This is a genomic window from Haloarchaeobius litoreus (assembly GCF_024495425.1).
Lineage (GTDB): Archaea > Halobacteriota > Halobacteria > Halobacteriales > Natrialbaceae > Haloarchaeobius > Haloarchaeobius litoreus.
Genome location: NZ_JANHJR010000001.1, coordinates 1,073,485 through 1,091,492, shown reverse-complemented (window position 1 = coordinate 1,091,492; position 18,008 = coordinate 1,073,485). Strand labels below are relative to the sequence as shown.

Annotated in this window: 22 protein-coding genes; 12 read left to right on the top strand and 10 right to left on the bottom strand. The window is 68.9% G+C overall.

Features of this window, described 5'->3' with window-relative positions; translation table 11 throughout:
- Nucleotide 1 precedes the first annotated feature (1 nt).
- The 3 genes from NOW55_RS05575 to NOW55_RS05565 all read left to right on the top strand — a co-directional run bounded on the left by NOW55_RS05575 (nucleotide 2) and on the right by NOW55_RS05565 (nucleotide 1,765).
- Nucleotides 2–352, top strand: coding sequence for a DUF8055 family protein (locus NOW55_RS05575; protein WP_256399098.1), 351 nt, complete (start codon nucleotides 2–4; stop codon nucleotides 350–352).
- 71 nt (nucleotides 353–423) lie between these two features.
- Nucleotides 424–966 carry a VIT1/CCC1 transporter family protein gene (locus tag NOW55_RS05570; protein ID WP_256399097.1) on the top strand — a complete coding sequence of 181 codons (543 nt, stop codon included), beginning with the start codon at nucleotides 424–426 and terminating at the stop codon, nucleotides 964–966.
- A 64-nt stretch (nucleotides 967–1,030) separates the two neighbouring features.
- Nucleotides 1,031–1,765: a GNAT family N-acetyltransferase gene (locus NOW55_RS05565; protein WP_256399096.1), complete on the top strand. Its 735-nt coding sequence runs from the start codon at nucleotides 1,031–1,033 to the stop codon at nucleotides 1,763–1,765.
- A gap of 4 nt (nucleotides 1,766–1,769) precedes the next feature.
- On the opposite strand, the gene NOW55_RS05560 is transcribed toward NOW55_RS05565, so the two are convergent.
- Together NOW55_RS05560 and tmcA are read right to left on the bottom strand one after the other, a co-directional pair.
- Nucleotides 1,770–1,931 carry a DUF8014 family protein gene (locus NOW55_RS05560; RefSeq protein ID WP_256399095.1) on the bottom strand — a complete coding sequence of 54 codons (162 nt, stop codon included), beginning with the start codon at nucleotides 1,929–1,931 and terminating at the stop codon, nucleotides 1,770–1,772.
- A 41-nt stretch (nucleotides 1,932–1,972) separates the two neighbouring features.
- A complete protein-coding gene (gene tmcA, locus NOW55_RS05555; protein WP_256399094.1) occupies nucleotides 1,973–4,291 on the bottom strand; it encodes a tRNA(Met) cytidine acetyltransferase TmcA in 2,319 nt (772 codons plus the stop codon).
- Between the two features lie 273 nt (nucleotides 4,292–4,564).
- On the opposite strand from tmcA, the gene rpl7ae reads away from it, so the two are divergent.
- The 7 genes from rpl7ae (at nucleotide 4,565) to NOW55_RS05520 (ending at nucleotide 9,789) form a co-directional block, all read left to right on the top strand.
- Nucleotides 4,565–4,924, top strand: coding sequence for a 50S ribosomal protein L7Ae (gene rpl7ae / locus NOW55_RS05550; RefSeq protein WP_256300174.1), 360 nt, complete (start codon nucleotides 4,565–4,567; stop codon nucleotides 4,922–4,924).
- Nucleotides 4,925–4,933: 9 nt separating this feature from the next.
- The gene (locus NOW55_RS05545) at nucleotides 4,934–5,158 is read left to right on the top strand and encodes a 30S ribosomal protein S28e (protein WP_256399093.1); all 225 of its coding nucleotides are present in this window, start codon (nucleotides 4,934–4,936) and stop codon (nucleotides 5,156–5,158) included.
- Complete coding sequence (locus NOW55_RS05540; RefSeq protein WP_256399092.1) at nucleotides 5,158–5,364, top strand: 50S ribosomal protein L24e; 207 nt, start codon at nucleotides 5,158–5,160, stop codon at nucleotides 5,362–5,364. Before NOW55_RS05545 ends, NOW55_RS05540 begins: the two co-directional genes overlap by 1 nt.
- The gene (ndk, locus tag NOW55_RS05535) at nucleotides 5,361–5,819 is read left to right on the top strand and encodes a nucleoside-diphosphate kinase (protein WP_256399091.1); all 459 of its coding nucleotides are present in this window, start codon (nucleotides 5,361–5,363) and stop codon (nucleotides 5,817–5,819) included. Before NOW55_RS05540 ends, ndk begins: the two co-directional genes overlap by 4 nt.
- A gap of 104 nt (nucleotides 5,820–5,923) precedes the next feature.
- Nucleotides 5,924–8,335, top strand: coding sequence for a penicillin acylase family protein (locus NOW55_RS05530; protein WP_256399090.1), 2,412 nt, complete (start codon nucleotides 5,924–5,926; stop codon nucleotides 8,333–8,335).
- Nucleotides 8,332–8,667, top strand: a complete 336-nt coding sequence (locus tag NOW55_RS05525) for a hypothetical protein (protein ID WP_256399089.1) — start codon at nucleotides 8,332–8,334, stop codon at nucleotides 8,665–8,667. Before NOW55_RS05530 ends, NOW55_RS05525 begins: the two co-directional genes overlap by 4 nt.
- Before the next feature lie 93 nt (nucleotides 8,668–8,760).
- Entirely contained in the window at nucleotides 8,761–9,789 is a 1,029-nt protein-coding gene (locus NOW55_RS05520; RefSeq protein ID WP_256399088.1) for a sensor histidine kinase, read from the top strand.
- A gap of 37 nt (nucleotides 9,790–9,826) precedes the next feature.
- Here NOW55_RS05520 and NOW55_RS05515 read toward each other — a convergent pair whose 3' ends face one another.
- The 8 genes from NOW55_RS05515 to NOW55_RS05480 form a co-directional block, all read right to left on the bottom strand.
- Nucleotides 9,827–10,906 carry a methionine synthase gene (locus NOW55_RS05515; protein ID WP_256399087.1) on the bottom strand — a complete coding sequence of 360 codons (1,080 nt, stop codon included), beginning with the start codon at nucleotides 10,904–10,906 and terminating at the stop codon, nucleotides 9,827–9,829.
- Nucleotides 10,903–11,907 carry a 5-methyltetrahydropteroyltriglutamate--homocysteine methyltransferase gene (locus tag NOW55_RS05510; protein WP_256399086.1) on the bottom strand — a complete coding sequence of 335 codons (1,005 nt, stop codon included), beginning with the start codon at nucleotides 11,905–11,907 and terminating at the stop codon, nucleotides 10,903–10,905. Before NOW55_RS05510 ends, NOW55_RS05515 begins: the two co-directional genes overlap by 4 nt.
- 65 nt (nucleotides 11,908–11,972) lie before the next feature.
- Nucleotides 11,973–12,557 carry a HemK2/MTQ2 family protein methyltransferase gene (locus tag NOW55_RS05505; RefSeq protein ID WP_256399085.1) on the bottom strand — a complete coding sequence of 195 codons (585 nt, stop codon included), beginning with the start codon at nucleotides 12,555–12,557 and terminating at the stop codon, nucleotides 11,973–11,975.
- 2 nt (nucleotides 12,558–12,559) lie between these two features.
- Nucleotides 12,560–13,756, bottom strand: coding sequence for a mechanosensitive ion channel family protein (locus NOW55_RS05500; RefSeq protein ID WP_256399084.1), 1,197 nt, complete (start codon nucleotides 13,754–13,756; stop codon nucleotides 12,560–12,562).
- Complete coding sequence (locus NOW55_RS05495; protein WP_256399083.1) at nucleotides 13,749–14,588, bottom strand: 16S ribosomal RNA methyltransferase A; 840 nt, start codon at nucleotides 14,586–14,588, stop codon at nucleotides 13,749–13,751. The genes NOW55_RS05500 and NOW55_RS05495 overlap by 8 nt, the downstream gene beginning before the upstream one ends.
- A gap of 40 nt (nucleotides 14,589–14,628) precedes the next feature.
- Complete coding sequence (locus NOW55_RS05490; RefSeq protein ID WP_256399082.1) at nucleotides 14,629–15,207, bottom strand: DUF655 domain-containing protein; 579 nt, start codon at nucleotides 15,205–15,207, stop codon at nucleotides 14,629–14,631.
- 56 nt (nucleotides 15,208–15,263) lie between these two features.
- Entirely contained in the window at nucleotides 15,264–15,620 is a 357-nt protein-coding gene (locus NOW55_RS05485; RefSeq protein ID WP_256399081.1) for an RNA polymerase Rpb4 family protein, read from the bottom strand.
- Between the two features lie 4 nt (nucleotides 15,621–15,624).
- A complete protein-coding gene (locus NOW55_RS05480; protein ID WP_256399079.1) occupies nucleotides 15,625–15,915 on the bottom strand; it encodes a 50S ribosomal protein L21e in 291 nt (96 codons plus the stop codon).
- A 312-nt stretch (nucleotides 15,916–16,227) separates the two neighbouring features.
- Between NOW55_RS05480 and NOW55_RS05475 the strand changes: the two genes are divergently transcribed.
- Together NOW55_RS05475 and NOW55_RS05470 are read left to right on the top strand one after the other, a co-directional pair.
- On the top strand, nucleotides 16,228–16,794 hold the full coding sequence (locus tag NOW55_RS05475; RefSeq protein WP_256399078.1) for a GNAT family N-acetyltransferase: 567 nt from the start codon (nucleotides 16,228–16,230) through the stop codon (nucleotides 16,792–16,794).
- Nucleotides 16,795–16,839: 45 nt separating this feature from the next.
- The gene (locus NOW55_RS05470) at nucleotides 16,840–18,003 is read left to right on the top strand and encodes a cystathionine gamma-synthase (protein WP_256399077.1); all 1,164 of its coding nucleotides are present in this window, start codon (nucleotides 16,840–16,842) and stop codon (nucleotides 18,001–18,003) included.
- The last annotated feature ends 5 nt before the right edge of the window (nucleotides 18,004–18,008 follow it).

Sequence of the window (18,008 nt, the reverse complement as noted above, 5' to 3'; positions counted from 1 at the left end):
GATGTCCGTCGCCGCACGCATCGACGAGTTCGAACGCCGGGTCGAGGCCGAGCGGGCGTCGTTCGAACCGCCCGCCGACCCGGACGCGCGGGCGACCGAGTACGTTCGCGAGGGCGTCGGCCCGGCGGTCGTGCTGTTCACCGACTGCCGGACCGGCGGCCCGGAGCTGCCGTCGGCCGAGCGCGAGCGGCTGGAGGCCGTCTTCAACGAGTGGCTGGAGCTGTACGCGCTGTGTTACGGCGTCGAGATGGACTGCTCGTTCGCCATCCGGACCGGTGCGGAGGTGCTGGTCGACACGCACAGTGCCCGGGACGTGGCACAGCTGCTGACGACGGTGCCGGACCGGCGCTGACGTCCGGCTCCGTGGTCACCCGCTCTCTCGACCCGTAGTTTCGTATCCCAGGCCACCGTTGCGGTCGGCATATGCTCGAGATTCTGCTCGGCGACGACGTCGATGACACCGGCCGGTACCTCGCGGAGGTCATCTACGGCGCGAACGACGGCATCGTCACGACGTTCGCCGTCGTCTCCGGGGTCGCAGGCGCCGCGCTGAACCCCGGTATCGTCCTCGTGCTCGGGGCGGCGAACCTGTTCGCGGACGGCTTCTCGATGGGGATGAGCAACTACCTGAGCCGTCGCTCCGAGATGGACTACCAGGCGACGGTCGAGGGGGGCTCGGACGGCCCGGCCGATGGCGGGAAGTCGCCGGCGAGCACGGCCTTCGTGACGTTCCTTGCGTTCGTCGTCGCCGGCTGGGCACCCCTGATGCCGTACATCCTCGCTCTTGAGCCCGCGTTCACCATCTCCATCGTGGTGACCGGGATCGCGTTCTTCCTCGTCGGTGCGAGTCGAAGTCTCGTGACGGGCCGGTCCTGGTACTGGAACGGCGGCGAGATGTTCGTCGTCGGGATGGCCGCCGCGACGGTCGCCTACGTCGTCGGTGACCTGCTGAAGGGACTGGCCTGACCCCTTTTGGGGCCCGGAACTCTCCCAAACAATCATTATGGCTGGCTGCGTGGTAACAACCATCATGAAACTTACTGACAAGCTGAGCTTCGACCACGAGGACCGCGAGCGCATCTACGAGTACGTCGAGAGCCACGGCACGGTAGAACGCGACTCGCTCAACCGGGCGCTGAACCTCGACCCGCGAGCGGTCCGCCACCACGTCGCCATCCTGAAGCGCGACGGCTACCTCACCGACGACGACGGGGAACTGAAGGTCGCCTTCGAGGACGAGACCGCCGCCGAGGAGCACACGTCGGAGGATATCGACTTCGTCATCAGGCAGGCCCGACAGGAGGACCTCGCCGGCCTCGTCGGGGCCATCCGGGCGGTCGCCAGCAGTGGTGACTACATCGTCGCCGAGTCGGTCGCCGACGTGCTCGACCACGAGGAGGTACTGCTCCGGCACAACGAGCTGGAGTCACGCATGTTCTTCGTCGCGACCGTCGGCGACGACGTCGTCGGCTGGGTCCACATCCGTGCCCCGGAGCTGGAGAAGCTGTCCCACACCGCCGAGCTGACCGTCGGCGTGCTCGGGGAGTACCGCCGGCACGACATCGGGTCGCACCTGCTCGAGCGCGGCGTGGGCTGGGCTGCCTCGAACGGCTACGAGAAGATCTACAACTCCGTCCCGGCGACCAACGAGGCCGCCATCACGTTCCTCGAAGGCCACGGCTGGGAGACGGAGGCGGTCCGCGAGAACCACTACCGGATCGACGACGACTACGTCGACGAAGTGATGATGGCGACGACGGTGTAGCGTCTCACGGCCACTCCCCTTCCTTGCCGTCGAGCGGGAGGGCGACGACGCCGTCCTGCCGGCCGAGCACGCGGGCGTGCGGCGGGCACACCACCCGGTTCTCGTCCCACGGGATGTCGAGTTCGACCGCCGCCTCGCGGTCGCAGTCCGGTTCCGAACACTCCATACTGGAGGTTCCGCGCCGACCGTTACCAAAGTTACCCACCGTCAGCCGTGGCGCTCGCGCTCCTCGTCGGCCACGTCGCCGCCGTAGGCGTCACAGAGCGGGACGAGCGCGTCGCCGAGGGCGCGCATGCACTGCCCGGCGGAGTGGAAGCCGCAGTCGTCGGCGACGGTCGACCAGTCCCGCGCCTGGAGCGCGCGTTCGACCAGCACGCGCTCCTGTCGGTCTGTCAGCCTGACGTCGTGGTCGGGGTCGACGAGGTGCTTCACGACGAGGTCGCGGAACGGGGCCGGGTCCACGTCGAACAGCCCGGTGCCGTAGGCAGCGCCCGCGACCATCCGCCACTCGTGCTCCGTGAGGTCGAGGGCGAGGTCGCCGTCGCAGGCCGCGAGCGCGGCGCGCACCTCGTCAGGGTCGGCGTCGTCGAGTGAGTCGGTGAGCTGGCCGCCGACGCGACGGGCGAACCAGTCGCCGTGGCGGTCGGCGAGGGCTCCACCCGATTCGGAGCAGGGGTCGAGCATGACGACGGAGTACTGCCCGCTCACGTCGTTGCGAGTGGTGGAGTAGTGGACGGCGGCGTAGTCGTTGCGCTCCCAGAACCGGAGCAGCCGGGCGGTCGCGCCGTAGGCGACGCCCAGCCAGTCCACACTCCCGGCGAACTCGTCTCGCACCTCGTCGAGCAACCGCGAGCCCAGCCCCGACGAGCGGACGGCGTGGTGGGTCGCGATGCGGACGACGCGGTAGCCCACGGGCGCGGCGGCGGCCTCGTCGCGCACCTGGCTCACGAGCACGTCGGGGATCATGTTCCCACGGATGCGGTCGCCCTCGTACATCCCGGCCGCGGTCTCGGGAGGGAGGTCGCCCTCGCGGGCCAGCAGGGCGACGCTGACGACGTGGCCCCCGTGGGTGAGCGCGCGAACGGTCAGGTTCGGGGCGTCGAGCAGCCGGGCGAGGTCGTCGGGCTCGGTGCGGTAGTGTGCGAGCACGAGCAGGCCGAACGTCTCCCGGAGCAGGATGGGGTCCGCAAGCAGGCCGTCGCCGTCGACGCGCTCGTAGCTGACCGAGTCGGGCGTCGCGTCGGCGACGATCTCGGGCACCGGCGGCCGGGCGTCCAGCCCGAGCGCGTCGAACGACCAGACCTCGACCGGGTCGCCCGCGGCGTAGCGGATTGGCTCGGCGAGCCGGCACTCGTGCACGTCGTGGTCGCTGTCGTCGAGGTGCTCGCGGAAGCGCACCGAGAAGCCACGCCCCGCGCCCTCGTAGCCGTGGACCGTGGAGGCGTACGCGACCCGGTCCGCGGTGAGCGTCTCGTCGAGCAGTCGAACCGAGAGCGCGGCCGCCTCGTCGACGACGAGCAGGTCCGGCTCGGCGGCCGACTCGGCGGCGACGCGGGGCGGTTCGTACCGGACCGCGCCGCCGGCAGTCGTGACGAGGTGGCCGTCCGCGTCGGGGTGGTCGCCGGCCGCGTCGAGCGTGGCGAGGAGTTCGCGGGCGCGGTCGAACACCTCCGCGGCGTTCCGGCGGTTCGGTGCGGTGACGAGTACGTCGAGCCCCGCGGCGGCCGCCGCGCCCGCAGCGAGGCCCGCCGCGCTCGACTTGCCCCGCCCGCGGTCGGACTCGACGACGAGCGCGCGGCGTTCGACGTCGCCGTCGGCTCCCGTGGACGCCTCCCGGTCCCCGACGAGGAACTCGAACTCGTGGACCGCTTCGACCTGGTCGGCCGTCAGGCACGCCTCGTACGTCTCGCGGGGGAACTCGTGTCCGACGGGGACGGGGAGCCCGTCGTCCGGCTCGCGGCTGTCGACCAGCCGCGGTGCGGGGCCGGTCAGGCCGTCGTCGACGACCTGTGAACCGTCCGCATCGTCGGCTGCGGTGCCCGTGCCGACGGCGACGATACCGATTCCCGGGTGCGCACGCAAGCTCTCGACGAACCGGCGGCGGAACCGGCCAGACACGTCCTCGACGCCGAACGGGGGCACCGCGAGCCCCTCGTCGAAGCCGTCGCGGCGGTCCGGCCAGTCGTCGAGGTCGGGGGCGAGCAGCACGAGCATGCCGCCGCCGTCGACCGCGCCGACGACCTGCCCGAGCGCGTTCGGCCGGAGCGTGTCGTGTGCGTCGTAGACGACCGCGGAGAGCGTCGTCCCGAGCAGCGTCGACGCGCGGTTCGGCTCGACGTGCCGGCAGGCGAGCGCGTCGCGGTCGCCCACGAGCGCGGTGTCGGAGACGCCGACGGGGACCGCGTCGAGCACGGCGTCGGCGACCCGGTAGCAGTCCTCGCGAGCGCCCGTCAGCACGAGCAGTCGTCGCTCGTTCGTCGCGTCAGCCTCGGCGAGCAGCGCACGCGCGACCTCGACTGCATCCATACAGCCGCGTGGGACCCCGAGGAACAGGGGCGTTTCGGTCCCGCGACGGTCCGACGTCTCGACTGGTCGAACTGTGGGGCGGAGTCCCACGCGCCCGGCGCTTTGGACACCCTTATAAGGTGGGCCGGGCTACGGTTGTATTACACCCTACGCGGGGTTGATGATGCTCCTAGCCCCACAGGATTCCGACCGTCGGACCCAGCTGACGGTCATGCGGGCCCGACCCGCGACGGCAGGGGAGCGCGAGCCCACGCGTAGGAGAGGTGAACAACCATGGCAGTCTACGTAACCAAAGAGATCCCAGCCGACCTCCAAGAGGACGCCCTCGAGGCCCTCGAGGTCGCACGAGACACAGGCAGTGTAAAGAAAGGAACCAACGAAACGACGAAGGCCGTCGAGCGCGGCAACGCCGAGCTCATCTACGTCGCCGAGGACGTCCAGCCCGAGGAGATCGTCATGCACCTCCCCGAGCTGGCCGACGAGAAGGGCATCCCGGTCGTCTTCATCGAGACCCAGGACGACGTCGGCCACGCGGCCGGCCTCGAGGTCGGGAGTGCCGCGGCCGCCGTCGTCGACGCCGGCGAGGCCTCGACGGACGTCGAGGACATCGCGGGCAAGCTCGAGGACCTTTAGAGGTAATCCATGAGTGCCGAAGAGTCCGAAAACGGCGCGACCCCCGCGGAAGTCATCGAGATAGTCGGCAAGACCGGCATGCACGGTGAAGCCATGCAGGTCAAGTGCCGCATCCGCGAAGGGGAGAATCAGGGTCGAATCATCACGCGCAACTGCCTCGGCCCGGTCCGCGAGGGCGACATCCTGCAGCTGCGGGAGACCGCTCGCGAGGCCGACTCCATCGGAGGACAATAATGGTGACGACGCGCGACTGTGAGTACTGCGGCGACGAGATCACGCCCGGAACGGGGACCATGTTCGTCCACACGGACGGCACCACGGTCCACTACTGTTCCGCGAAGTGTGAGAAGAACGCCAACCTCGGCCGCGAGCCCCGCGACCTCGAGTGGACAGAGGCCGGTTCGGGCGTCTCCGGGGACGAGGAGGACGACGAGGAATGAGCGAGCGCACCTTCGTCATGGTCAAGCCCGACGGCGTCCAGCGCGGCCTCACGGGAGAGATCGTCTCCCGCTTCGAGGACCGCGGTCTGAAGCTGGTCGGCGCGAAGTTCATGCAGATAGACCAGGAGCTCGCCGAGGAGCACTACGGCGAGCACGAGGGCAAGCCGTTCTTCGACGGCCTCGTCGAGTTCATCACCTCCGGGCCCGTCATGGCGATGGTCTGGGAGGGCGACGACGCCATCCGGCAGGTCCGTCGCATGATGGGCGAGACGGACCCCGCCGACTCCGCCCCGGGCACCATCCGCGGTGACTTCGGGCTGGACCTCGGCCGCAACGTCATCCACGGCTCGGACCACGAGGACCCCGGGTCGAACGAGCGCGAGATCGACCTGTTCTTCGACGAGGACGAGCTCGTCGACTACGAGAAGGTCGACGAAGGCTGGCTGTACGAGTAACGCCTTCGACTTCTTCCGCCGTTCAGCCGCTCGTGAGCGGTGGCTCTCCCTACTGCCGACCCCACGAAAGAAACTTTACCCGTCCGGTCCGTTTGTCGGGCATCGTGAACGAAGAGACGACGAGACGCGCGGTCCTCTCTGCGGTCCTCGGGGCAGGGGTCGGGGGGATGGCGCTGACGGAGGCGCGGTCGTACCTGACACGGTTCGCTCCGAACTCGGGGACGGTGTGGGGTGCGGCGAACCGGAACGCCGCCGGACGGGTCGAGAGCCCGTACGGTGCGGCGACGGTCAGCTACGACGACGACCACGTGCCACACGTCGAGGCCGACGACGAGCACGCGGCGTACTTCGCGGTGGGCTACTGCCACGGTGCGGACCGGTTCTTCCAGATGGACCTCTACCGACGGCTGATGGAGGGTACCCTCTCGGCGGTCGTCGGGGACGTGGCCGTGGATTCGGACGTGTTCCACCGACAGCTCGACTTCGCGGGCGCGGCCGAGGCGACGTGGGAGCGTGCCGAGGGGACCGAGACCGGGGACGTGGTCGAGGCGTACGTCGACGGCGTGAACCGCGCCGTCGAGCAGGAGTCGACACCCCTCGAGTATCGCCTGCTGTCGTTCGAGCCGCGGGAGTGGACGCCGACTGCGTGCCTGCTCATCTCGAAGCAGATCTCGTGGGGGCTGACGGGTTCGTTCCGCACGCTCCGGAGGGCGCTGGCGCGGGACCGGCTCGGCAGCGAGGCGACCGGGGCGCTCTATCCCCGCATCATGGGCCACGACGTGCCGATCATCCGAGATGGCGGCGGTCCGTCGGCGTCCACCACGCGGACCGACGCCGCGACCCCCGAACCGGGGATGGTCTCCTGGCTGGAGTCGTTCGAGTCCGACCCCGGAATCGGCTCGAACTCGTGGGTCGTCTCGGGCGAGCAGACGGCCTCCGGCGACCCCATCGTCGCCAACGACCCGCACCTGAACCTGACCGTGCCGCCGGTCTGGTACGAGCAACACGTCGTCGGCCCGGACCCGCTCGACGTGCGCGGCGTGAGCTTCCCGGGCGTCCCGTTCGTCATCATCGGGCAGAACCACGCCGGGGCGTGGGGGTTCACCAACGCGGGTGCAGACGTCATCGACTTCTACACGTACGAGACAGCGGGCGACGGGAGCTACCGCTACGGCGACGAGACGCGCGAGTTCGACACGCGGACGGAGACCGTCGAGGTATCCGGCGGGGAGGACGTGGAAGTCACGGTGAAGCGGTCCGTCCACGGCTCGGTGCTCACGCAGTACCCGGACGGCGACGAGTTCGAGCAGGCGGACGAGCTCGGCGTCGCGTGGACGGGGCTCTCGGCGACCCGGACCGTCGAGGCGGTCCACGAGCTCAACGTCGCCGGCGGGATGGACGAGGCCGAGGCCGCCATCCGGAAGTTCGACGAGCCGACGCAGAACTTCGTCTACGCCGACGCGGACGGGAACACCTACTACTGGGTGACCGGCCAGATACCCATCCGGACGACCGACGGCGAGCCGGTGCAGGGCACCCGCGTCTTCGACGGCTCGGCCCGTGAGGGCGACTGGGGGCCGGGGTACACGCCCTTCGGCGAGTCCTCGTGGGAGGGGTTCGTCCCCTACGAGGAGAAGCCGGGTGTCAGAAACCCCGACTACCTCGCGACGGCGAACCAGCGGCTCACGGACGACCCGGAGCAGTACCTCTCGGAGGGGTACGCCCCGCCGTTCCGGGGCGGCCGCATCTACGACCGGCTGGACGAACGCGCGACCAGCGACGAGCCGATGGACGCCGCGTTCTGCCGCGACGTACAGCTCGACACCCTCGACCCGCGCTACGAGCTGTTCTTGCCGATAATCGAGGCCGTCGCCGAGATCGGTGTCCCGACGACCGATGACGGGCGCGCCTCGACCGACGCCTTCGAGCCACCCGAGTCACTGCTGGACTGGGACGGCGAGATGCGCCCCGGCGACCCCGAACCGCTCCTGTTCGAGCACTGGCTCCGGGAGTTCCGCAGCGCGACCTTCGATGACGCGTTCGCCGACGCCGGGCTCCCAGAGGAGTTCCCGACCCCGAACGACTGGATACTCGGGACGCTCCCGGCAGACAGCAGGTGGTTCGACGGCGACCGAACGACCGTCGCCGCCGAGGCGATGGGGGCAGCACGCGACAGGATCGCAGACGAGGGCTGGGACGACTACGGCGACTGGAACCGCGTCCGGTTCACGCACCCGTTCGACCAGCCGTTCCTGAACTACGACCGGCTCCGCACGTCGGGCTCGGCCGGCACCGTCCGGAACTTCCACACCGAGGACTCGACCGGCGCGAGCTGGCGCATGGTCGCCACGTTCGACGGCGACTCGCGGGCCATCCTCCCCGGCGGGAACTCGGGCGACTACTTCTCCACGCACTACGACGACCAGCTCCGGGCGTGGGCGGAGGGCGAGTACAAGTCGATGGACCGGACCGTCCCGGACGGCGTCGACGTGACCTTCGAGGAGGGAGACGGATGACGCCCGAGTTCCTCACCGAGTTGCGCGAGGACGATAGCCGACGCGTCGCCGCGACCAACGGTGCGGCCCTGCTCGGCGTCGGTCTCTCGCTGTTCCACTGGTCCGGGCTGTTGCTCGCTGGTGCGCTGGTCGCACTTCCCCAGCGGACGATCCCGCGCGGCATCGGGGCCGGCTTCGGCGTCGGCGTGCTCGCAGTCGTCGTGTTCCTCGGGCAGTTATGGTTCGGCGGCACGCTCGGACTCGTGCTCGGGATGGGTCAGCCGGCCTGGCTCGCCCTGGCGCTCGGGCTCGGCCTCCCGACGTTCGGCGCGCTCGTCAGGGGTGTCGTCTGACCACGGGCTCCGGAACGGCAAGTAGAGCCAAGTGACCCCGGGTCGCAGGACAGTCCAACGAGCAACCGGTCGCCGCCTCCCACGCTCTCATCGATGATCTCCCCCAACGTCTTCTCGGTCGCACTTCTCTCGGTGGCCGCGGTCGCCTTCGGCCTCGGGGTGTACGCACTCAGAGAGGCCCGCCGTCGGTCGGTCCAGTCAGAACTGGCGGTCGTCACCGACGGCGGGGCCGACGAGGAGAGCCAGCGGTTGCTGCTCAGTGGCGACGACGACAGGGAGCGCTACGTCGACGTCGAGTCCACGCCGGTGTACCGCGGCCGCGGACTGTACGTCGGTCGGCTCCTCACGCTGCAGGACGTGACCGACCAGGTGCTCCGCGAGCAACGGCTCAACGTGCTCAACCGGGTGCTCCGGCACAACGTGCGCCACGAGACGAACCTCATCCTCGGCCACGGCGAGACCATCGCCGAGGACCTGTCGTCGACACAGCGCGAGCACCTGGAGACGATGCTCGCGTCGGCCGAACAGCTGGTGGACTGGTCCGACCGCGCCCGCTTCGCCGAGCGGGCCCTCGACGGCGTCGACGGCGAGCGTCGGGAGATCCCGCTCGGCCCGGCGCTCGACGGCGCGGTCGACCGTGTCCGCGGTGCGTACCCGGACGCGAACGTGGAGGCACCCGAGTCGGTCGATGTGGTCGTACTCGGCCACAGCACGCTCGAGTGGGCGCTGTACGAACTCGTGGACAACGCGGTGGAACACGGCTCCACGGGCACCCGTTCGGAGGGTCACGGTGACGCCGTGGCGCCTCGGGCGGAAGCCCCCGGAGGCGACGTCGAACGCGATACACCGGCAGACGGCGAGACGACGGGTCCCGAGGCACTGGTGACCGTCGAGGACGACGGCGACGCGGTCACCGTCGTCATCTCCGACACCGGCCCTGGAATCCCGGCGGCGGAACAGCGCGTGCTGGCCGCCGACGAGGAGACGCCGCTGGAGCACGGTTCGGGCCTCGGCCTGTGGCTCGTCAACTGGGCGGTGATGGCCGCGGGGGGAGAGATATCATTCGCAGAGAACGAACCGCGGGGGACGGTCGTCCGTGTCACCCTCCCGCGTGCCACCTGAAACGGGAGGCACGCCGAACGGAGAACGAGTGGACCGCTCAGTCGTCCGCGGGCGAGCGCCGGGACGCGGCGGGCACCTCGATCTCGCCGGCGTCAAGTTCGGCCTCGACCTCGCGGACGGCCTCGACCATGTTCTGCATCTTGCCGAAGGCGACCTCGCGCGGGAGCAGCTTCACGCCGCAGTCGGGCGAGATGACGAGCCGTTCCGGCGGGACGACCTCGAGCCCCTTCCGGACGTTCTCCTTGATCTCCTCGACGGACTCGACCTCGGCGGTGTGGGCGTCGACGACGCCGAGCGCGAGGTCCTTCGTGAACTCATCGGCGGTGAACACGTCGAGCTGGTCGTAGTCGCCGTTGGCGAGCTCGAGGTCGAACTCGTCGACGGGGTAGTCGAGGATCTCGGGGTAGATGCGCGAGTAGTCGCCGTAGCAGACGTGCAGGCCGATGCGCACGTCGTCGGGGATGCCGGCTGCGATGCGCTCCAGACACTCGCCGACGATGGCGTGGTCGTCGGGCGTCGTCGCGAGCGCGGGCTCGTCGATCTGGATGTAGCGCGCGCCGGCGTCGACCAGCTTCTCGATCTCCTCGTTGACGAGGTCCGCGAGGTCGTAGGCGAGTGCCTCGTCGTCCTCGTAGGCCTCGTTGAACGACCAGTTCGCGAGCGTGTACGGGCCGGTGATGGGCACCTTCACCGGGCGCTCTGCGGCCGCGGCGGTGAACTCGTACTCGTCGACGAGCCAGCTGTCGGCGTACTCGACGTCGTCGACGACGCTCGGCTTGTCGAAGTAGTTGTGGCCCCAGACCTTCACGGGGCCGTTGAACTCGTAGCCGTCGATGCGGTGGGCGAAGAACTCGACCATCTCGTTGCGGCGCATCTCGCCGTCGACGACGACATCGAGGCCGGCGCGCTCGTGCTCGGCGGTGATGAGTCGACAGGCGTCGTCCTTCGCCTCGGCCCAGTCGTCCGCGTCGAACTCGTGGTCCTCGTCCTCGTAGAGCTCCTTCGCGCGGTTGAGCCACTTGGGCTTCGGGTAGCTCCCGACGACGGTCGTCAGGAGGAAGTGGTCGTTCGGGTGGTCCTCGGGCCGGAACTGGTCGCGGTTTGCGTTGGTCGTCATGCTTGCACCTCCGTCTCGGCGAGGGCGACGGCGTCGGCGGTCGCCTGCAGCTTCGCCTCGAACTTGCTGTATGGGAGATAGAACGTCTCGGTGTTCGTCGTCACGTACGTCGTGTCGAACTCGGCGACCGGGAGGTTGTCGAACACCCAGTCGACGCGCTCGTTGATGGCCTCGGGCTCCTCGACGAGCGTGTTCTGCCCGTCGAGCAGGCCGAGCGCGATGTCGTCTGTCGCGCCGTACTCCTGCAGGTTGTACAGGTTCGCCTCGTGGTCGGAGACGAAGTCGAAGCCGACGGCGTCCACGTCGGCGTCGAGCAGGTGGGCGTACACCTTCTCCTCCAGCGCGCCCCAGTAGGGATGGACGACGACCTCGCACTCGACGGCGTCGGCGACCGTCGAGACGGCCTCGGGAATCTCGCTGTCGAGTCCCTCGCCGGGCGGGCTCTCGACGAGCGAGGGTTCGAGCAGGAACAGCGTCTCGACCTCGGGGAAGGCGTCGGCCTCGCCCGCGAGGAACTCGGCGACCGCGTGGAGGAACGCCGTCTCGTCGCCGTAGTGCTCGTCGGTGGCGAGGTCGGCCAGCGAGTACGGCCCCGGCAGCACGGCCTGCAGCCCGTCGTCGACGCCCTCCGCGGCGGCCTCCAGCTCGGCGGCCACGTCGCCGTCGAACGTCAGGTCGTCCTGGACGACCGGCTCGCGGTAGAAGTTGTTGTTGTCGTAGTAGCGGACGATGCCGCGGGTCTCCACGCTGTCGTGGACCGCCAGCGGGTGCGCGAGCATGTCGTCCCAGCGTAGCTGCCCCTCGACGACGCGGTCGAGTCCGGCGTCGGTCTGCACGTCGAGCACCTCGCTCCGGGCGCGGTCGTAGACCGACTGGAGTTCGGGGCCCTCGTCGCCCGAGATGAGGTCGCCCTTCTGGTGGCCCTTGAGGTCTGAGAGCTCCGATTTCGCCCAGTCCGGGAGGGGGAACAGTCCTGGTGTCGTCGCGACGAGGTCTGTCATCTTGTTACCGGGTTGGCTATGCGAATGTTTAATATTTACGAACCTTACATATGCGTCTGGGTAATTTACCGCAGGAGCTTCAGCACGGTCAGCGTCTCGAACGGGAACGACTCGTCGTGGAGTGCAACGGCGCTGAACCCGTTGGCTGCGGCGCGGTCGACGACCTCGTCCACGCCGGTCAGCGACGAAACGAGCAGGTAGACCACGCCGTCGGGGGCGAGCACGCGGCCCACGTCGTCGAGGAACGGGTCGATGACCGCCCGGCCGTCCTCGCCGCCGGTCAGCGCGACCTCCATCCAGTCGTTCCGGGCCGCCGCGTCGTCGGCCGGCAGGTACGGCGGGTTGAAGACGACGGCGTCGAGGCTCCCGTCGCGGAACGGTTCGACGAGGTCCGCGCGCACGACCTCGACACCGTGGTCGGTCCGCTCGTGCGCCTGCTCGCAGGCGTGGGGGTTCAGGTCGGTGGCGACGACGCGCGTGTCCGTCTCCGCCGCGATACGTTCCGCGACGTAGCCCGAGCCAGTGCCGACCTCGACGACCGTCCCCGAAACCCCGTCGGCGACGACGGCCTCGGCGAGCAGGTGGGAGTCCTCGGCGGGCTGGTACACCTCCGTCTCGATACCGCGGCGCTCGGCGAGGTCCTTCACCATGACTATTCACCCCCGTCGGCTGCGGGTTCGGCCGCCGACACCGCCTCCCCGGCCGCCTCGTCCGTCGGCTCGCGCGTGCCGACCGTGCGCTGTGGGAACGGGATGGCGACCCCGGCGTCGTCGAACGCCTCCTTGACGGCCGTGACGACGGCCGTGCGAGCCCGCCACTTCCGGCGCGCGCTCGGGTTGTCGATCCAGAAGCGGATGCCCAGCACGACCGCCGAGTCGCCGAACCGCTTGACGACGACCTGCGGCGTCGGTACCGTCAGGATGGTGTCGAGGCCCTCGATGGCCTCGGCGGCGGTCTCGACCGCCGCCTCCACGTCGGCGTCGTAGTCCACGCCGACCTCGACCGCCAGCCGGAGCCGGCCCTTGCGCGAGCGGTTGGTGATCTGCTGACCGCTGACCACGTCGTTGGGAATCATCACGTACTCGCCGTCGAACGTCTGGACGCGCGTGTTGAAGATGGAGATGTCCGTGACGATACCCTCCGTCTCGCCGATCTCGACCCAGTCGCCGATCTCGAACGGGCGCGAGAACATCAGGACGAAGCCGGCGAGGACGGCCCCGAGCGTCTGTCGTGCGGCCATCCCGACGACGATGCCGGCGAAGCCAGCCCCGACGAGCAGCCCCGTCAGCTGGATGTCCCAGACACCGAGTGCGACGATGGTCGCGCCGGTCCAGAGGATCACCTGCGAGATGCGGTAGGTCAGCCGGCGCTGGTGGTCGGAGAACGCCTCCGTCGTCGAGAGGTAGTCCTCCAGCACTCGCTTAACCAGCCGCGAGAGGATGTGTGTGAGCAGGACGAGGACGACCGAGACGAGCACCTTGTCGGAGTCCTCGTGCGTGATGGGGAGGTTCTGCATCGCAGCGGCGACCTCGTCCGCACTCGACCAGACGCCGACGACGACCGCCGCAGACGCGAGCACCGTCGCGCCGATGAGCACCACCGTCAACACGTCCGCGACGGTGTTGCCGAGTCGCTCGCGGAGTTTGTCCTGTACGCGATTGGTGACGTAGCCGATGGCCGCGAGGAGGACGACGGCCGCGACGGTCACGAGCACGCGCAACAGCGGGCTCTCGACGACGTTCGCGATGCTGTTCACCGCCTCGACGAGTTCCGTGACCCAGCTCGGATCGCCGGACTGGAGGCGCAGCGCGACCTCGGCGAGCGTCGGACGGACGCCGGCGTCACTCATCCGACGGACCACGGGCGACGTCGGCCGCGAGCCTCGCGAGTTCGGCGAACGTCGCCGGCGGGAGCTTGCCCGCCCGCTTCCCCATCAACTCCTCGTCCGCCGCCTCGACCACGGCGTCCGCGTCGTCCAGCCCGGAGATGTGTGCGGTGTTCCGGATGGCGTTCCGCATCGTCTTCCGGCGCTGGGTGAACACCGCCTTGACGAAGTCGAGGAAGAACTGCTCGTCGTCCACCTCGTAGTCGGGGGCCCGCGGCGTACAGCGGACCACCGCGCTGTCGACCCGCGGCGGCGGCGAGAAGGCCGCCGCCGGGATGGTCTCGACCAGCTCCACGTCGGCGTAGTGCTGCGTGCTCACCGAGAGCCGGCCGTAGTCGTCGGTCGCCGGCTCGGCGACCATCCGCTCGGCGAACTCCTGCTGGAACATCAGCACGAGCGGCTGCTCCCTGGGAAGGAGCCGGAACGTGATGGGGCTCGATACCCCGTACGGCAGGTTCGACACCGACGCCGTGAACTCGGGCAGGTCGACCTCGAGCGCGTCCCCCTCGACGACGGTCAGCCGACCCGCATCGCGCTCTTCGGCGAACTCCTCGCGAAGGAAGGCCGCGAGCTTCGGGTCGCGCTCGATAGCGGTGACGTGGTCGGCCGTCGCGAGCAGCCGGTCGGTCAGCGCGCCGTTGCCCGCACCGATCTCCAGCAGGTGCTCGCGGTCGGCCATCTCCGGGAGGTAGTCCGGGAGTCGGTCGAGGACGCGGTCGTCAACGAGGAAGTGCTGGTCGCGGTCGGGGTCGCCGCGGACCCCCGCCCGGGCCAGCAGTCCGTCGGGGTCTCTCATCGATTGCCCCCGGCTACGGGACCGGAAGGGAAAAAGCCGCCTACTCGTCGCTCCGGCCGACGAACGCCTTGTACTTCAGGTCGTCGTCGCGCAGTTCCTCCATGATGCGCTCGGCGAGGATGCCCTCCGGGTCGTGGAGGCCGGCGACACGCTCCTCGAGCTCCTCGAAGCCCTCGAAGGGCTTGCGCTTGCGTTCGTCGAGGATGCTGTTCCGGAGCTTCTTCCCGATGCCGGGCAGGAGGTTCAGCTGGTGGAGTCGGAGCGTGATGGGCTGGGCGTCGTTGTAGAACGACACGAAGCGGTCCTCGTCGGCCTCGACCATCTCGGCGACGACGTACTCCAGTTCCGCCTGCGCCCCCGAGGAGAGGTCGTCGAACTCGACGTTCCGAACCCGCTTGACCGTGTCGTCGGCCGGTTCGACCGCGACCTCGTCGTCGATAGATACCTCGGGCGTCTCCGAGAAGACGACCTCGAACAGGCGGAAGTCGCGGGTTCCGATGGCGTACGCCAGCGGCTCCCGGTCGTATCCGGCCCGCCCGTCGCTCGAACGGCCGTTGGGGAAGATATCGAGGACGACGGCGTGGACCGACGCCTCCGCCTCACGTTCGGAATCGCTCATTCTATGTACAAGGTAGGGGAGACGCGTATTTAAAAGATGGCGACGGGGTGCCCGGTTCAGGCGTACTTTGCGACGACGTTCAGGATCTCGTCCAGCTCGTCGCCGTCGAGCGTGTAGCGCTCCTGGGCGTACACCGAGCGCAGCTCCGTGCGGTCCTGCGGGAGCAGGTTCGCGATCTTGTACGCCGTCGCTTCGTCGACCTTCTCGAGCTCCTGGAGCTCGTCGACCAGTTCCTGTGCTTCATCGACGTCGAGCACGGCGAATCGGTTGACGTGCTCGATGGCCCGCGCCAGCTCGTACTGCATCTCGCGCTCCTCGTCGAGGGCCCTCTCCTCCTCGATATCGGCGAGGAGCTCCTTGACCTTCGGGACGGTCACGTACTCCTCGTCGAGCTTCTCCTTGAATATCGTCATGCGATTACTGCTGGGCCTTGAGGTGTGCTGCCGCGACGATGAGGGTCTTCTCCTTGCCGCCGTCCGTGATCTGGACCTTGAACGCGGCGCCCTGTTTCCCGACGACCTCGCCGGTCTGGCCGTCGAAGCGCGGGTGGTAGCGACCCTTCTGGACCGAGGGGTCGATCTTCAGGTGGACCTTCTGGCCCTCGTCGTACTCCTGAATCGCACGCTGCGGCGGCGATGTGCCCCGCTCGCGGGGATGGTTCTGTAGCTTGTGCCGCGTGTTCTTCATGGGTCCGTTGGAGTTGGGCATAGTCGTACACCTCCCTTGTTTCGTCGCCGTTATAAATCGCACGTTGTTCGATTGTCGAAACGCCCGGATTCGGCTTCGAGACGCGGCCGGTCGGACGTCGGGCCACGGTCGGGCATCGGGCCCGGTGGAGTATCGGACCACGGTGGGCGGACAGCTGGGCCGTGTGCAAGCGGCCGAAGCGACGACCGTCGGTGCCGACCACACTTCAGGACATTAAACAGTTGAAGGACGTTCCCTCACTCCAATCACTTTCGACACATAGCAAGGAACGTGTATTAGTCGCGGCCGGATATCCAGTAACGAGTGAGCAAGATGGACGAAGTGAAACAAAAATCCACAAAAAGTGGCCTCTCGGCCGAGTGGCACGCCCCGGAGCCATCCCGGACGTCCGACCGCCCTCCGAAGTCGTTCCTCGATGCCCGTGGTCGCTACCTCCAGCTGACGGTCGGACACGGGCTCTCGAACGAGACGTACGAGGCGCTCGTCGAGATGTACGACGCGTTCGACCCCACCGACCGGGCCCACGGCCTGCCACCGCTCGGGACCGACACCATCCGCGACTGGCTCGACAACCTCGGGGACGGCCTGCACGTCGTCGCCCGCCACGACGGCCGGGTCGTGGGGCACGCGGTGCTCGTGGCGGCACGCGACGGGGACGCCCACGAACTCGCCATCTTCGTCCTCGGGGAGTACCAGCACGCCCGTGTCGGGACCCGCGTGCTCGAACGCTTCTGCTGGGAGGCCGACCACGACGGCATCCCCGCCATCTCGCTCTACGTCGAGTCGAGCAACCGGCCCGCGCTCAACCTCTACCGGTCGATGGGCTTTTCGGGCGAGTACGTCGGTCACGGCGAGCTGGAGATGCGTCTCGACCTGTAGCCGCCCAACGCAAGAGTAACCAGCCCCGGGGGCGATGCCCCGCGTATGGATCACGAGGACTTCCGCATCGAGACGCGCTCCATCCACGCCGGCCAGGAACCCGACGAGGAGACCGGCGCGCTCATGACGCCCATCTACGCGAACTCCACCTACGAGCAGGACGCCCCGGGCGAGCACCGCGGCTACGAGTACTCCCGCACCGCGAACCCGACACGCACCGACCTGGAGGCGAACCTCGCGAGCCTCGAAGGCGGCGACTACGGTCGCTGCTTCTCCTCCGGCATGGGCTCCATCAACACCGTCCTGAACCTGCTCGAATCCGGCGACCACGTCGTCACCGGCGAGGACGTCTACGGCGGCACGCACCGCATCTTCACCCAGGTGTACGAGGACTACGACCTCGAGTTCTCGTTCGTCGATATGACCGACCTCGACGCCATCGAGGCCGCGATGCAGGACAACACCGAACTCCTCTGGCTGGAGACGCCCACCAACCCGCTCATGTCCATCGTCGACATCGAGGGTGCCGCCGAGGTCGCTCACGCACACGACGCGCTCTGTGCCATCGACAACACGTTCGCGACGCCGTACCTCCAGCGCCCGCTCGAACACGGCGCGGACATCGTGAGCCACTCGCTGACGAAGTACCTCGGCGGCCACTCCGACGTGGTCGGCGGTGCGCTCGTCACCGACGACGAGGCGCTCGACGAGCGCATCGGGTTCTACCAGAACTCCGTGGGCGCGACACCCGGCCCGCACGACTGCTTCCTCGTCCTCCGCGGGACGAAGACCCTGCCCGTCCGGATGGACCGCCACTGCGAGAACGCGCGGGCAATCGCCGGCTGGCTCGACGAGCACGACGCCGTCTCCGCGGTGTTCTACCCCGGGCTCGACGACCACCCCGGCCACGAGATCGCCGCGAAGCAGATGGACGACTTCGGCGGCATGCTCAGCTTCGAGGTCGACGGCACGCTCGAACAGGCCAGCACCGTCGTCAGCGAGACCGAGGTGTTCACCCTCGCCGAATCCCTCGGCGGCGTCGAGAGCCTCATCGAGCAGCCAGCCGCGATGACGCACGCAGCCATCCCGAAGGAGGAGCGCCTCGAGGCCGGCCTCACCGACGGCCTCATCCGCGCGAGCGTCGGCATCGAACACGTCGACGACCTCACCGCGGACCTCCAGCGGGCGTTCGACGCGGCCGGGCTCTGAGTCGT

Bases quoted from the DNA above. Each gene is read 5' to 3' on its own strand.
- NOW55_RS05575 (WP_256399098.1), top strand. From the start codon at position 2: ATGTCCGTCGCCGCACGCATCGACGAGTTCGAACGCCGGGTCGAGGCC.
- NOW55_RS05570 (WP_256399097.1), top strand. From the start codon at position 424: ATGCTCGAGATTCTGCTCGGCGACGACGTCGATGACACCGGCCGGTAC.
- NOW55_RS05565 (WP_256399096.1), top strand. From the start codon at position 1,031: ATGAAACTTACTGACAAGCTGAGCTTCGACCACGAGGACCGCGAGCGC.
- NOW55_RS05560 (WP_256399095.1), bottom strand. From the start codon at position 1,931: ATGGAGTGTTCGGAACCGGACTGCGACCGCGAGGCGGCGGTCGAACTC.
- tmcA (WP_256399094.1), bottom strand. From the start codon at position 4,291: ATGGATGCAGTCGAGGTCGCGCGTGCGCTGCTCGCCGAGGCTGACGCG.
- rpl7ae (WP_256300174.1), top strand. From the start codon at position 4,565: ATGGCAGTCTACGTAACCAAAGAGATCCCAGCCGACCTCCAAGAGGAC.
- NOW55_RS05545 (WP_256399093.1), top strand. From the start codon at position 4,934: ATGAGTGCCGAAGAGTCCGAAAACGGCGCGACCCCCGCGGAAGTCATC.
- NOW55_RS05540 (WP_256399092.1), top strand. From the start codon at position 5,158: ATGGTGACGACGCGCGACTGTGAGTACTGCGGCGACGAGATCACGCCC.
- ndk (WP_256399091.1), top strand. From the start codon at position 5,361: ATGAGCGAGCGCACCTTCGTCATGGTCAAGCCCGACGGCGTCCAGCGC.
- NOW55_RS05525 (WP_256399089.1), top strand. From the start codon at position 8,332: ATGACGCCCGAGTTCCTCACCGAGTTGCGCGAGGACGATAGCCGACGC.
- NOW55_RS05520 (WP_256399088.1), top strand. From the start codon at position 8,761: ATGATCTCCCCCAACGTCTTCTCGGTCGCACTTCTCTCGGTGGCCGCG.
- NOW55_RS05515 (WP_256399087.1), bottom strand. From the start codon at position 10,906: ATGACGACCAACGCAAACCGCGACCAGTTCCGGCCCGAGGACCACCCG.
- NOW55_RS05510 (WP_256399086.1), bottom strand. From the start codon at position 11,907: ATGACAGACCTCGTCGCGACGACACCAGGACTGTTCCCCCTCCCGGAC.
- NOW55_RS05505 (WP_256399085.1), bottom strand. From the start codon at position 12,557: ATGGTGAAGGACCTCGCCGAGCGCCGCGGTATCGAGACGGAGGTGTAC.
- NOW55_RS05500 (WP_256399084.1), bottom strand. From the start codon at position 13,756: ATGAGTGACGCCGGCGTCCGTCCGACGCTCGCCGAGGTCGCGCTGCGC.
- NOW55_RS05495 (WP_256399083.1), bottom strand. From the start codon at position 14,588: ATGAGAGACCCCGACGGACTGCTGGCCCGGGCGGGGGTCCGCGGCGAC.
- NOW55_RS05490 (WP_256399082.1), bottom strand. From the start codon at position 15,207: ATGAGCGATTCCGAACGTGAGGCGGAGGCGTCGGTCCACGCCGTCGTC.
- NOW55_RS05485 (WP_256399081.1), bottom strand. From the start codon at position 15,620: ATGACGATATTCAAGGAGAAGCTCGACGAGGAGTACGTGACCGTCCCG.
- NOW55_RS05480 (WP_256399079.1), bottom strand. From the start codon at position 15,915: ATGCCCAACTCCAACGGACCCATGAAGAACACGCGGCACAAGCTACAG.
- NOW55_RS05475 (WP_256399078.1), top strand. From the start codon at position 16,228: ATGGACGAAGTGAAACAAAAATCCACAAAAAGTGGCCTCTCGGCCGAG.
- NOW55_RS05470 (WP_256399077.1), top strand. From the start codon at position 16,840: ATGGATCACGAGGACTTCCGCATCGAGACGCGCTCCATCCACGCCGGC.